This is a genomic window from gamma proteobacterium symbiont of Axiagastus rosmarus (genome assembly GCF_059730925.1).
Genome location: NZ_AP035926.1, coordinates 300,896 through 313,475, shown reverse-complemented (window position 1 = coordinate 313,475; position 12,580 = coordinate 300,896). Strand labels below are relative to the sequence as shown.

9 protein-coding genes are annotated in these 12,580 nt (G+C 57.0%); 5 read left to right on the top strand and 4 right to left on the bottom strand.

Going from position 1 to position 12,580, the window contains the following annotated elements:
• Positions 1-217: 217 nt before the first annotated feature.
• From malT to AC6I8F_RS20815, 3 genes are all read left to right on the top strand, one after another.
• Positions 218-2,920 (top strand): HTH-type transcriptional regulator MalT, encoded by a 2,703-nt coding sequence (malT, locus tag AC6I8F_RS20825; RefSeq protein ID WP_278427287.1) that lies wholly within the window; start codon positions 218-220, stop codon positions 2,918-2,920.
• A gap of 127 nt (positions 2,921-3,047) precedes the next feature.
• On the top strand, positions 3,048-3,287 hold the full coding sequence (gene relB, locus AC6I8F_RS20820; protein ID WP_058759167.1) for a type II toxin-antitoxin system antitoxin RelB: 240 nt from the start codon (positions 3,048-3,050) through the stop codon (positions 3,285-3,287).
• A complete protein-coding gene (locus AC6I8F_RS20815) occupies positions 3,287-3,574 on the top strand; it encodes a type II toxin-antitoxin system RelE family toxin (protein ID WP_021509424.1) in 288 nt (95 codons plus the stop codon). The genes relB and AC6I8F_RS20815 overlap by 1 nt, the downstream gene beginning before the upstream one ends.
• 117 nt (positions 3,575-3,691) lie before the next feature.
• Here the strand turns inward: AC6I8F_RS20815 and AC6I8F_RS20810 are convergent, their stop codons facing one another.
• Positions 3,692-5,473 carry an EAL domain-containing protein gene (locus AC6I8F_RS20810; RefSeq protein WP_498029010.1) on the bottom strand — a complete coding sequence of 594 codons (1,782 nt, stop codon included), beginning with the start codon at positions 5,471-5,473 and terminating at the stop codon, positions 3,692-3,694.
• Between the two features lie 498 nt (positions 5,474-5,971).
• Positions 5,972-6,853 carry a LysR family transcriptional regulator gene (locus AC6I8F_RS20805; protein WP_166719201.1) on the bottom strand — a complete coding sequence of 294 codons (882 nt, stop codon included), beginning with the start codon at positions 6,851-6,853 and terminating at the stop codon, positions 5,972-5,974.
• Positions 6,854-6,957: 104 nt separating this feature from the next.
• On the opposite strand from AC6I8F_RS20805, the gene budA reads away from it, so the two are divergent.
• Positions 6,958-7,740 carry an acetolactate decarboxylase gene (budA, locus tag AC6I8F_RS20800; RefSeq protein WP_031280091.1) on the top strand — a complete coding sequence of 261 codons (783 nt, stop codon included), beginning with the start codon at positions 6,958-6,960 and terminating at the stop codon, positions 7,738-7,740.
• Positions 7,741-7,754: 14 nt separating this feature from the next.
• On the top strand, positions 7,755-9,434 hold the full coding sequence (gene alsS, locus AC6I8F_RS20795; protein ID WP_021509428.1) for an acetolactate synthase AlsS: 1,680 nt from the start codon (positions 7,755-7,757) through the stop codon (positions 9,432-9,434).
• Positions 9,435-9,517: 83 nt separating this feature from the next.
• On the opposite strand, the gene AC6I8F_RS20790 is transcribed toward alsS, so the two are convergent.
• Both AC6I8F_RS20790 and AC6I8F_RS20785 read right to left on the bottom strand, forming a co-directional pair.
• On the bottom strand, positions 9,518-11,167 hold the full coding sequence (locus AC6I8F_RS20790; RefSeq protein ID WP_498029018.1) for a methyl-accepting chemotaxis protein: 1,650 nt from the start codon (positions 11,165-11,167) through the stop codon (positions 9,518-9,520).
• 159 nt (positions 11,168-11,326) lie between these two features.
• Entirely contained in the window at positions 11,327-12,337 is a 1,011-nt protein-coding gene (locus AC6I8F_RS20785; protein WP_498029009.1) for a GlxA family transcriptional regulator, read from the bottom strand.
• Between the last annotated feature and the right edge of the window lie 243 nt (positions 12,338-12,580).

Below are 12,580 nucleotides of genomic sequence, written 5' to 3'. Positions count from 1 at the left end.
TACCTCCTCCTGTAAAAAATTCCACGGGGAGGACAGGGAGGGTGGAGAGGCTGAGGTAAATCTGAAAGCGCGGCAGGAGTGTGATAACACTCGCTTTTGTAAAGCGTAACTAATCAGTTCGCTTGCATTCAGTAACCGAATCTCCGAACGTGTATGACTATTAATTACGAAGCGTAAAAAAATGATGCGCTGAACGTTAACGGAGAAGCGTGCGCCCATGTTGATACCCTCAAAACTGAGTCGTCCCGTTCGTCCTGAAAGCACGGTTACCCGCGATCGTCTGCTGCAAAAGCTCAGCGCAGCGGCGAATTACCGGCTGGTGCTGATTGCCAGCCCGGCGGGCTACGGCAAAACCACGCTGGTATCGCAGTGGGCGGCTGATAAAACCGAGCTGGGCTGGTATTCATTAGACGAGGGCGACAATCAGCCGGAGCGCTTCGCCGATTACCTGATCGCCGCGCTGCAGCAGGCTACCCGCGGCGCATGCAGCCGCAGCGAGACGCTGGCGCAAAAGCGTCAGTACGTGAACCTCAATGCGCTGTTCGCCCAGCTGTTCAATGAGCTGGCCGCGTGGCAGCAGCCGCTGTGGCTGATCATCGATGATTATCATCACATCACTAATCCCGCCGTGCATGAAGCGATGCGCTTTTTCCTGCGCCATCAGCCGGATAACCTGACGCTGGTGGTGCTGTCCCGCAATCTGCCGCAGTTGGGTATTGCTAATCTGCGCGTGCGTGAACAACTGCTGGAGCTGGGCAGCCAGCAGCTGGCCTTCACCCATCAGGAGGCGAAACAGTTCTTCGACTGCCGCCTGAGTGCGCCGCTCGCGCCGGATGAGAGCAACCGTCTGTGTGATGATGTAGCAGGCTGGGCGACCGCGTTACAGCTGATCGCACTGTCCACCCGTCAGGGCGCGGCATCGGCGCAGGACTCCGCTCGCCGGCTCTCCGGTATTAATGCCAGCCACCTTTCCGATTATCTGGTCGAGGAAGTGCTGGATAACGTCGATGCCGCCACGCGCCATTTTTTGCTGAAGAGCGCGTTATTGCAGTCGATGAATGATGCGCTGGTCGCCTGCGTGACCGGTGAAGACAACGGGCGCATGCGGCTGGAAGAAATTGAACGTCAGGGGCTGTTTATTCAGCGCATGGATGATTCAGGACAGTGGTTCAGCTATCACCCGCTGTTCGGCAGCTTTTTGCGTCAGCGCTGCGAATGGGAGCTGGCCAGCGAGCTACCGGCCATTCACCGCGCGGCTGCGCAAAGCTGGATGGCGCAGGGTTTTCCCGGCGAAGCGATTCATCATGCGCTGGCGTCCGGCGATACCGATATGCTGCGTGACGTGCTGCTGCAGCATGCGTGGACGCTGTTCAACCGCAGCGAACTGGCACTGCTGGAGCAGTCGCTGAATGCGCTGCCGTGGCGCACGCTGCTGGCCAGTCCGAAACTGGTACTGCTGCAGGCCTGGCTGATGCAGAGCCAGCATCGCTTTTCTGAAGTTAACCGGCTGCTGGCGCGCTTTGAGGAAGGCTGCGACTGCGAAATTGACGCCGCGCTGCAGGGCGAATTCAATGCGGTGCGCGCACAGGTGGCCATCAATCACGGCAACGCCGACGAAGCAGAGCGGCTGGCACGGCTGGCGCTGGAAACGCTGCCGGAAACGCGTCGCTACAGCCGCATTGTGGCCACTTCAGTGCACGGCGAAGTGATGCATTGCAAAGGCGATCTGACCAACTCGCTGGCGCTGATGCGGCAAACCGAACAGATGGCGCGCCGCGATGAAGCCTGGCACTACGCGCTGTGGAGCCTGATTCAGCAAAGCGAAATCCTGTTCGCGCAGGGCTTTTTACAGTCTGCGTGGGAGATTCAGGAAAAAGCGTTTGTGCTGGTGAGTGAACAGCATCTGGCGAACATCCCGCTGCACGAGTTTTTACTGCGCATCCGTGCGCAGCTGATGTGGGCGTGGGGCCGGCTGGATGAGGCCGAACACGCCGCGCGCGCAGGCATCAAAGTCCTGAAAGGCTATCCGCCCCAGCAGCAAATCCAGTGCCTTGGGCTATTGATTCAGTGCTCGCTGGCACGCGGCAATCTGGATAATGCGCGCAGCTATCTCAGCCGGCTGGAGAATCTGATGAATAACGGCGTGCTGCACAGCGACTGGATTGCCAACGCCGACAAAGTGCGGCTGATCTACTGGCAGATGACGGGCGATGCGCAGAGCGCCAGCCACTGGATGCGCCATACCGATAAACCCGCCTTTGCCAACAATCATTTTTTGCAGGGCCAGTGGCGCAATGTGGCGCGGGCGCAGATCCTGCTGGGCAATCTCAGCCAGGCCGAAGTGATCCTCGATGAGCTGAATGAAAATGCGCATGCGCTGCGGCTGATGAGTGATTTAAACCGTAACCTGCTGCTGCTAAATCAAATCTACTGGCAAACCGCGCGCAAAGCGGAGGCGCAGCAGGCGCTTATCGAAGCGCTGAAGCTGGCACGCAGCACCGGCTTCGTCAGCCACTTCGTGATTGAGGGCGAAATGATGGCGCAGCAGCTGCGCCAGTTAATTCAGCTCAATACGCTGAGCGAACTCGATCAGCATCGGGCCCGGCGCATTCTCAGTGAGATCAATAAGTATCACCGGCATAAGTTTGCCCATTTCGATGAGGGCTTCGTCAGCCGGCTGTTGAACCACCCGGATGTGCCGGAGCTGATTCGCACCAGCCCGCTGACCCAGCGCGAATGGCAGGTGCTGGGGTTGATCTACTCCGGCTACAGCAACGATCAGATCGCCGGCGAGCTGGACGTCGCGGCGACCACCATCAAAACTCATATCCGTAATCTGTACCAGAAGCTGGGCGTCACCCATCGCGCCGAAGCGATGCACCAGGCACAGTCAATGCTGAAACTGATGGGCTACGTTTAAGGCAGAAGTCGTGTGGCGGTGGATCTCATCACCTCGCAGAGCGCGTATAACGCTGGGCATGACTTGATATATGCATGAGGGAGTGAAATACTTGTAATGACATTTGTATGTACAAGAGGTGTAGGACATGGGCAGCATCAACCTGCGTATTGATGATGAACTCAAAGCACGTTCTTACGCTGCGCTTGAAAAAATGGGGGTGACTCCCTCTGAAGCGCTTCGTCTCATGCTTGAGTATATCGCCGAAAATGAACGTTTACCGTTCAAACAGACACTGCTGAGCGACGAAGATGCTGAGCTGGTCGAAATAGTGAAAGAGCGGCTTCGCAATCCTAAGCCAGTTCGTGTGACGCTGGATGACCTTTGATGGCCTATTTTCTGGATTTTGACGAGCGGGCACTAAAGGAATGGCGAAAGCTGGGCTCGACGGTACGTGAACAATTAAAAAAAAAGCTGGCTGAAGTACTTGAGGCACCCCGTATTGAAGCGAACAAGCTTCGCGGTATGCCTGACTGTTACAAAATAAAGCTCAGGTCTTCAGGTTATCGCCTTGTCTATCAGGTGATAGACGAGAAGGTGGTGGTTTTCGTGATTTCGGTTGGTAAAAGAGAACGCGCGGAGGTTTATAACGAGGCCGTGAAGCGCATTCTCTAAAACTAAGCCGGGTATTTCTGTTTCACCTTTGAAGTATCATTCTGCTTTAAGCTAACAGAGTCATCGTATTGCCACGACTCTGCTCCAGACGCTCCCCGGCGTACACTGAACCACACCTCAGCGTTGTGCCGCAAGCTGGCGCGTCAGCCACGCATCCAGCTCGCTTTCCGGCAGCGGGCGCGCATAAAAGTAACCCTGCGCCTGATCGCAGCCGTACTCCGCCAGCGCGGCAACGGTGTCGACATTCTCAACGCCTTCAGCCAGTACGGTGTAATCCAGCTGTTTCAGCATGGTAATGATGCTGCGCGCGATAATCCGCGACGCGGTGTCTGAGGCAATTTCGCTGATCAGCGCACGATCAAGCTTGATCACATCCAGCGGCATCCGTCGCAGATAGCCGATATTGCTGTAGCCGGTGCCAAAGTCATCCAGCGAGATGCCAAACCCACGCAGCTTCAGCATCTCCAGCCCCTGTAGCGCCGCGGGACTGTTAATAATCTGCTCGGTCTCCAGGCATTCAATGCCCAGCAGCGAGGTCGGCAGGCGGGCCTGCAGCATTTTCATTTCCAGCGCATCGGCAAAGCCGGGATCAGAGAAGTCGCGACTGCTGATATTGATGGTCACCGGCAGCTGGAGGGAGCTGTGCTGCAGGCGTTTTAACCTGGCGATGGCCTTGTCGGTCACCCAGTTGGTTAAGGCACTGAGCAGCTCGGTCTGTTCCGCCAGCGGGATAAACAGATCGGGAGCGAGTTCGCCGCGCTGCGGATGCCGCCAGCGCACCAGTGCCTCCAGGCCAACGGGCCGGCCACTGTTCAGGCAGATCTTCGGCTGGAACGCCAGCCACAGGCCCTGATCCTGTTGCAGGGCCGCAGCCAGATCGTTCATCAACAGAAAGTCCTGAGTGCGGCGCTGATCGGCTACCAGGCTGAAGCTCATGGCAGGCACCCGGTTGCCAATCGCCTCATGCAGGGCACTTACCGCCCGGCGCAGCACTTCCTGCGCGCGAAGTTCTGCTGGCGTGAAAATGACCTCGCCGGTAAAGCAGCTGAGGGCGACAGAGATGCCCGCGTCCAAATCCGCGCTGATCCCTGCCAGGTTTTCCGCCACCGATGCGGCGGTCAGCGGGCTGTTATCCATGGTGAGAATCGCAAAGCGCCCGGTGGCGACGGTATATATGATGTCGTCCGCACCAGGCTGCAGGCGCAAAGGCAGTAACGTGGTGACGTGCTTCAGCAGGCTTTCCACCGGCCCCATGCCCATGGAGCGCGCCAGCTCGTAGGCGCGCGGCATATCAATGCAGTCGATCAGGATCAGCCGCTGCGGCGTCCGGTCCCCGATGGAGGCCAGCCGCTGCAGGTCGCGAATCAGGCGCTGGCGGTTAGGCAGTGCCGTGACCGGATCGGTGAAGCCGGCGCAGTGCCACGCTTCGAGGAAGGACATCACCAGATCGGCCAGCAGCTGTAATATCTTCACCTGATCAGCGCTGAACGCGTGTGGCGCCACGTCCGTGACGCACAGCGTGCCCAGCACATAGCCATCGCGATGCCTGAGCGGCACACCGGCGTAAAAGCGGATAAAAGGGGCACCGATGATCAGCGGATGGCGGGCAAAACGCGCATCCAGCAGGGTGTCGGAGATAACTACCGCGCCGTCACTGTCCACGGCGTGGCGGCACAGCGAGTCGTCACGGGACGAGTGCTTCAGCGCAAAATTATGGGCGGCGCAGATATACTGATGTTCATCATCCAGAACGGAGACAAAGCTACCTGGAATACCCAGTGCCTGACTGGTCAGCCGGACAAAGTTTTGTAATACGTCGTCACGGCTTTCGTCGCGACTGCGCAGCGCCTTCAATGCCCGTGCGCGGCGATCGTCGTCACCGTTGAAATTCATCAGCATAATTTCCTCCGCGCCGGCCTGGTTCCGGTGCGAAATTTAACAGCAAAAAGTACAGTATGCGGCCTGCAACACCCTGCCGCTGGCGTGGTTAATAAGCGTAAATATTATAATGGTCTTTCTCATGGTAGGCTTAACACCGGCATCTGTCATTTTTATTTTCTTTAACGAAATTTTTAAGCAGCGACGATTCTGATAATTTATCGTAATATTTTTATCAGTCTGATTGATAACAGGTTACGCGTCCTTACTGCTAACTCTAATTAAGTAGAAGGTGCAGGTATTAGACATTGCCAATGAAGACGTTATTAATTTCTGGCAGGGATGAGTCGGGTAATAATGCTGGTTTTTAGTGATTGATGAGCAAAATAATAGTATCGCTGCGTATTATTATCCTGATAAAAAACGCACCTGCCGGTATATTTATTATCCCGGCTAATGTTATATAAGCGTATTGTTCATTCCGCTCTGTCACCACAGACATCAGATTTCCCCCTCAAATTATTCCCCGTTAATCAAACTCAGCAGGTGTAACACCGTTTTGGCCGGATGATTACGCCGCCAGGCAAAGGCAATGTCGGTGAACAGCGTATTGTTTTCAATGTCACGAAATACCAGCTGTGGATTGTTGACGCAGCACAGCGAAGCCGGCACCAGCGCAATCCCGCAGCCTGCGCCCACCATGCCGAGCGAGGAGGTAATCTGCGGAGCCTGCTGAAAGCGTGTTGCATCGAAGCCGGCGCGCAGACAGGCACTGACGATTAATTCGTACAGGCTGGGCGCAACCTCGCGCGGGAAAATAATCAGTGATTCTTCGGCCAGCTGCGTTAGCGCAACACTTTGCTGCTGGCTGAGCGCATGGCTGGCCGGCAGCGCCACTTTCATCTCCTCCGTGGCGATCACTTTCAGGTTAAACGCCTTACTGCTCTCACACGGCAGACGAATGAACGCCGCATCCAGCAAACCTTCCCCTAAGTCCTGCATCAGCAGCGCCATGTTCTCTTCCCGGGTGATGAGCTCCATCGCCGGGTAGCGCGTTTTGAAGGCGCGAATCAGCTCAAATACCGGCGCGCCAAACGCCACCGAGCTGGCAAAACCCAGTGACATCTGGCCGCTCATGCCCCGCGCCACGCCGCGCGCCTTTTCCAGTGCCATATCGGCCAGCTGCACAATCGCTATCGCATCGGGCAGAAACGCGCGCCCCGCATCGGTCAGTTCCACGCCGCGCGTCAGACGCTTCAGTAACGGCGTGCCGATCTCGTGCTCCAGCCGCTGGATTTGCTGGCTGAGCGGTGGCTGCGACATGCCCAGCAATTCGGCGGCGCGGGTAAAGTGCTGCGTTTCAGCAACGGCAACGAAATAACGCAGGTGGCGAAGTTCCATATCAAAAACGTCTCGAAGTTGGCAGTTTTCACTATTGGATTCTGTGAGCTATGTAGCCCACCATGATATTAACACGGCTTAACTATCTGATTGTGAGGCAGCAAATGTGTAACTTTGTATCTGATTGTTCATGCGAAGATCAGCTAAAGGCATCCGTCACTCAACTCGGACAGCAATCACCAGAAAAGGTTATCTATCAGACCTCCCTGATGAGTGCGCTGCTCAACGGCGTCTATGACGGTTCAACCACCGTCGCGCAGCTGTTGCAGAAGGGCGATTTTGGCCTCGGCACGTTCAATCAGCTGGATGGTGAACTGGTGGCATTTGACCGGCAGGTATATCAGCTGCGCGCCGATGGCAGTGCCAGCCCGGCCCGGCCTGAACAACAAACCCCGTTCGCCGTGATGACCTTCTTCAAACCGGAACATCAGCACCGCTTTGCGCATACCGCTACGCGCGATGACGTCCATCAGGTGATTGATCGCATCATCACCTCCGATAACCATTTCTGCGCGCTGCGCCTGAGCGGCCGCTTTGCCTCGGTACAGACGCGCACCGTGCCCTGCCAGTGCCGTCCGTATCGCTCTATGCCGGAAGTGCTCGGCAATCAGCCCACCTTTGATTTTCGCCAGCGCGACGGTGAGCTGATTGGATTCCGCACGCCGCAATATATGCAGGGTATTAACGTCGCCGGCTATCACGAGCACTTCATCACCGACGATCGTCAGGGCGGCGGGCATATCCTCGACTATGTGCTGGAGCAGGGCACGCTGACGTTTGGTGCCATCAGCAAGCTGGTGGTCGACCTGCCGCAGGATCGCGAGTTTTTACAGGCCGATCTTAATCCACAGGATCTGGATGCCGCGATCCGTTCCGTCGAAAGTTAATCGCAGAGGTGATCATGAAACAGCTTAAAACCCAGACGCTGTGGAACAGTGGTGCAGACCTGGTTGTCGCTCAGCTGGAAGCGCAGGGCGTAAACCATATTTTTGGCATTCCCGGTGCCAAAATCGACAAGGTGTTTGATTCGCTGGTAGATTCTTCCATTCAGCTGATTCCGGTGCGTCATGAGGCTAACGCGGCGTTTATGGCCGCAGCAATGGGTCGTCTGACCGGCCACGCCGGCGTAGCGCTGGTGACTTCCGGGCCCGGCTGCTCAAACCTGGTGACCGGCATGGCCACCGCCACCAGCGAAGGCGATCCGGTGGTGGCGATCGGCGGGGCGGTTAAGCGCTCCGACAGTGCCAAACAGGTGCATCAAAGTATGGATACGGTGGCGATGTTTCGCCCGGTGACCAAATTTGCCGTAGAAGTCACTGATGCCTCGGCGCTCGCGGAGTGCGTATCGAACGCGTTTCGCCATGCCGAAAACGGGCGCGGCGGCGCATCGTTCCTCAGTCTGCCGCAGGACATTGTTGACCAGCCGGTGTCAGGCAGCCTGTTACAGCGTTCAGGACACATCACGCTGGGCGCTGCGCCCGACGCGCTGGTGAATGCCGTCAGCCGCGAGATTGCGCGGGCGAAAAATCCGGTGATTCTGCTGGGCCTGATGGCCAGCCAGCCGGAGAACAGCGCGGCGATTCATGAACTGCTGAGCAAAAGCCGTATTCCGGTGACCAGCACCTATCAGGCGGCGGGCGCGGTGCGGCAGGAGCACTTCTCACGCTTTGCCGGGCGGGTTGGCCTGTTTAACAATCAGGCCGGTGACCGCCTGCTCCAGCAGGCGGATTTGATTATCACCATTGGTTACAGCCCGGTGGAGTATGAACCGGCCATGTGGAACAGCAGCAACGCCTTGCTGGTGCACATCGACGTGCTGCCCGCCGAGACCGATAACCACTATCAACCCGACGCTGAACTGGTGGGCGATATCGCCGGGACAGTGCGCAAAATCGCCGCGCAAATCACGTCGCCGCTGCAGCTCAGCGACGCTGCCGCCACCATTCTGCAGGATCGTCAGCAACAGCGTCAGCTGCTGGCGATGCAGGGTGCCAGCCTCGATCAGTTCGCCCTGCATCCGCTGCGTATCGTCCGGGCGATGCAGGACATCATTAACAGTGACGTCAGCCTGACGGTCGACATGGGCAGTTTTCATATCTGGATTGCCCGTTACCTCTACAGCTTCCGGGCACGGCAAATCATGATTTCCAACGGGCAGCAAACCATGGGCGTGGCGCTGCCGTGGGCGATTGGCGCCTGGCTGGTCGATCCATCCCGTAAAGTGGTTTCAGTGTCGGGCGACGGCGGCTTTCTGCAATCCAGCATGGAGCTGGAAACCGCCGTCAGGTTAAAGGCCAATATTCTGCACATCATCTGGGTCGACAATGGCTATAACATGGTGGCGATTCAGGAAGAGAAGAAATACCAGCGCGTGTCCGGTGTGAACTTCGGGCCGGTGGATTTCAAAGCTTACGCGCAGGCGTTTGGTGCCGCTGGATTTTCGGTGAACAGCGCAGCTGAACTGGAACCCACTTTGCGGCGGGCGATGGAGGTGGAAGGACCGGCTGTGGTCGCCATCCCGGTAGATTACAGCGATAACCCGCTGTTGATGGGGCAGCTGCACCTCAGCCAGCTGCTGTGAGCGGAGGCGAAGCCGGACCGGCCGTGAACATCACGGCGGTCCGGAACAATAACGCAATTTAAGGTCTGGCCGGGCGGATGGGGTTAAAAGCTCTGCCAGTCCGCATCCATGCCATGCCCGGCGGCCACCGGCACGGCAGCCGGATGTTTCAGCGCGGAGACCGTTTTCGGGCGCTCAGCAGGTCGCGCGGACCCGGCCAGTGAAAACTGATTCACCAGGCCGGACAGAGTTTGCGCCTGATCCTGCAATGACGCGGATGCGGCAGAAGCCTCCTCTACCAGCGCCGCATTCTGCTGCGTGACATCATCCATCTGATTAATCGCCAGATGCACCTGTGAGATGCCGCTATTCTGCTCTTCCGCAGCCGCCGCAATTTCGCTAACTAAATCATTCACCTGGCGGAACGCGGTTTTCAGTCCGGCCATGTTCTCTTCCACCGCTTCGGCCTGTACCGCACCCGATTCCACCAGGCTGTAGGAGGTATCAATCAGCTGTTTGATCTCCCTGGCTGCCTGGGTTGAACGCTGCGAGAGGTTGCGCACTTCACCCGCGACCACCGCAAAGCCCTTTCCGTGTTCGCCGGCGCGCGCCGCTTCGACGGCAGCATTCAGTGCCAGAATATTGGTCTGGAAGGCAATGCCTTCGATCAGCGTGACAATTTCGGTGATTTTTTTCGAGCTGGAGCGAATCTCCGCCATGGTGTTGAGCATATTGCCCAGCGACACCGCGCTGGCGTCTGAAAGTTCTGTCGCGTTACCGGCCAGACGATTAGCCTGGCGGGTATTGTCGGCCGTCTGACGCACGGTTTCGCTCAGTTCCGCCATACTGGCCGCCGTCTGTTCCAGCGAGGCGGCCTGCTGTTCCGTCCGCGAGGAGAGATCTTCGTTGCCGGCGGCGATTTGTGCCGACGCCGAACTGACGGCGTGAGAAGCGGTACTGACCTGCGCCAGCGCGCTGCCAACCCGGTCAAGCAGCTGGTTAAAGGCGCGGGCCATGTTGCCGACTTCGTCTTTTTTGCTGTCATCGGCGGTGACGCTCAGGTCAAGGCTGCTGCCAACGTGATCCATCACCTGCCCAATTGCTTTCAGGCTGTGACGAATGCGCATCAGGGTTAACGCGGTGAGCGTACCCAGTAACAGCAGTGTCACCGCGACCCCGGCACTCAATCCCCAGAATGTGCGGTGATAAATCTCCTGGTTCACCACGCGCAAGCCGTCACCCAGCGACAAATTAAGCGCCATCTGCTGGCGATAATCATTTTTTAACCGGCTGATGGCGCCGCCAATACCGCTTTCGGCTTCCAGCATGCCGAGCGTGACGTCATCCTGATGAGCATGTGAAGCAGCAAGAAACGCCGGCAACCGCGACTCCACCAGCCGCAGCGTCGCCAGGCCTTTAATGGTGATCTGCTTGTCTTCGTCGCTGGAGATATCATTGGCTAAATAATATTCTGCCAGCGTTTTAATATCGGCCAGGCGCTGGGCGATCTCTTTCTCGACCGGCGGCATGCGCGCATTGTCAGTCTGGCTTTGATGCTTATATAGCGACAGAGAGAGTTTATTGCTGCGATCGATCAGCTCGGATAAATCGCGAATAGAAGGAATTGCGTTAGCCTGTACGTATTCAAAACGGTCCTGAAAACCGCCCAGCAGTCGCACAGAAATAATACCCGTCACCACCAGTGAAGCTGAGAGCAAAATGAAAGCCAGGGTAAGTCTTTGAGTAATATTCATCATCTGTTTACCTGGAAAAAAGTTTAAAAGGAAGAACACAACAACTCAGCGTTAATCGGCATCACATCACAAAAGGTTATTTCAAAAAATATGAATAAATTAACTTCTCAGGATCATTAATTTTGAAGTAATTAAAAAACTTTCAAAATGCGTGGCGTATTATTTGGCGCTAATTACCTGCGCCTTACGGTGTGCTATCCACTCACGATACTGAGCCGGCGTCATCGCCATCACCTGATGGAAGGCTTTACGGAAGGCGGTGTCTTCGCTGTAGCCGCACTGCATGGCGGTCTGACGCACGCTGACGTCGGTGCTGGCCAGAATGGTACAGGCCAGTTCAATGCGGATGCGGGTAATAAACTCTTTTGGCGTCTCCTGCGACAGGGCTTTCATTCTGCGCTGCAGGGTGCGCCCGGTAACGTTGAGTGCGGCTGCCAGTTGCGCGGCATTGATGGCAGGATTTTCCAGGCGGATGATCTCCTGCGCCCGTACCAGAAACGGCGTGCTGCTTTTCCCCGCACCCGGCGAGCCGGGAAGGTGGGTGTGCAGCACAGGGTTATCGGCCAGCGACATCTCCCGGGTGAGATCCGCCACCGCCTTGCCGGCGCTTTTTTCAATGATATACAGGGCCAGAGATATCCACGAAAAACAGCCACCGCTGGTAATGACGCGATCGTCTTCCTCCAGCGTTTTGCCTTTCGCCAGTCGCGCCTGCGGATAGCGCGCCTGTAGCATATGGCTGACCCACCAGGTGGTGGTAAAGGAACGGTCATTCAGCAAACCCGCCTCGCCGAGGATCACGCCACCGGTGCCCGCAGCAGCCACCCAGGCACCCTGCTGATAGAGTTTGTTAAACCAGCCGGCAGCCTGACGGATACTGTCAAGGTTGATCGGTTGCAGGTCGGGCCCCAGCAACATGCCGGGCGCAATCACCACATCAACCGCACCGGCCCCCTGAAACGAGCTGTCGATGTGAATCAGGCGGCCTTCGGTATCCCACACCGGGTCACCGTTGGCGCTGACAATCAGCGTTTCAAAAGCTTTATCGGGAAAGCGTGCGGCGTGCACGGGGGAAGAGGCAATCGCTTTGTTGGTTATCCAGAAAAGGTCGGTCATTCCGGCAACGGCGGACAGTACGCTGCCTTCCAGGGCGAGTATGGCGATACGCATAAGGGGTTTCCTGTGTTCAGATTGTCGTGATTTGCGTGAAAAATGTGACATTTTCCGCCGCTGAAGCTTTGTGGCCTCAATAGCGGACTCTTAGTTTATCTGGCCCTGGCGGTTGTCATCGGAAAAGAAACCGGCAATAAGCGGATATCAGACCAGCAGGGAAGCGGAAAGGGCGCGTGGATGAAGCGATGGGATCGGGCAAACGAGAGGTGTGTGACAGACAACAGGGCGCGTAGCCAGCGC

Coding starts and splice junctions, on each gene's coding strand:
- malT (WP_278427287.1), top strand. CDS start 218: ATGTTGATACCCTCAAAACTGAGTCGTCCCGTTCGTCCTGAAAGCACG.
- relB (WP_058759167.1), top strand. CDS start 3,048: ATGGGCAGCATCAACCTGCGTATTGATGATGAACTCAAAGCACGTTCT.
- AC6I8F_RS20815 (WP_021509424.1), top strand. CDS start 3,287: ATGGCCTATTTTCTGGATTTTGACGAGCGGGCACTAAAGGAATGGCGA.
- AC6I8F_RS20810 (WP_498029010.1), bottom strand. CDS start 5,473: ATGCTGATGAATTTCAACGGTGACGACGATCGCCGCGCACGGGCATTG.
- AC6I8F_RS20805 (WP_166719201.1), bottom strand. CDS start 6,853: ATGGAACTTCGCCACCTGCGTTATTTCGTTGCCGTTGCTGAAACGCAG.
- budA (WP_031280091.1), top strand. CDS start 6,958: ATGTGTAACTTTGTATCTGATTGTTCATGCGAAGATCAGCTAAAGGCA.
- alsS (WP_021509428.1), top strand. CDS start 7,755: ATGAAACAGCTTAAAACCCAGACGCTGTGGAACAGTGGTGCAGACCTG.
- AC6I8F_RS20790 (WP_498029018.1), bottom strand. CDS start 11,167: ATGAATATTACTCAAAGACTTACCCTGGCTTTCATTTTGCTCTCAGCT.
- AC6I8F_RS20785 (WP_498029009.1), bottom strand. CDS start 12,337: ATGCGTATCGCCATACTCGCCCTGGAAGGCAGCGTACTGTCCGCCGTT.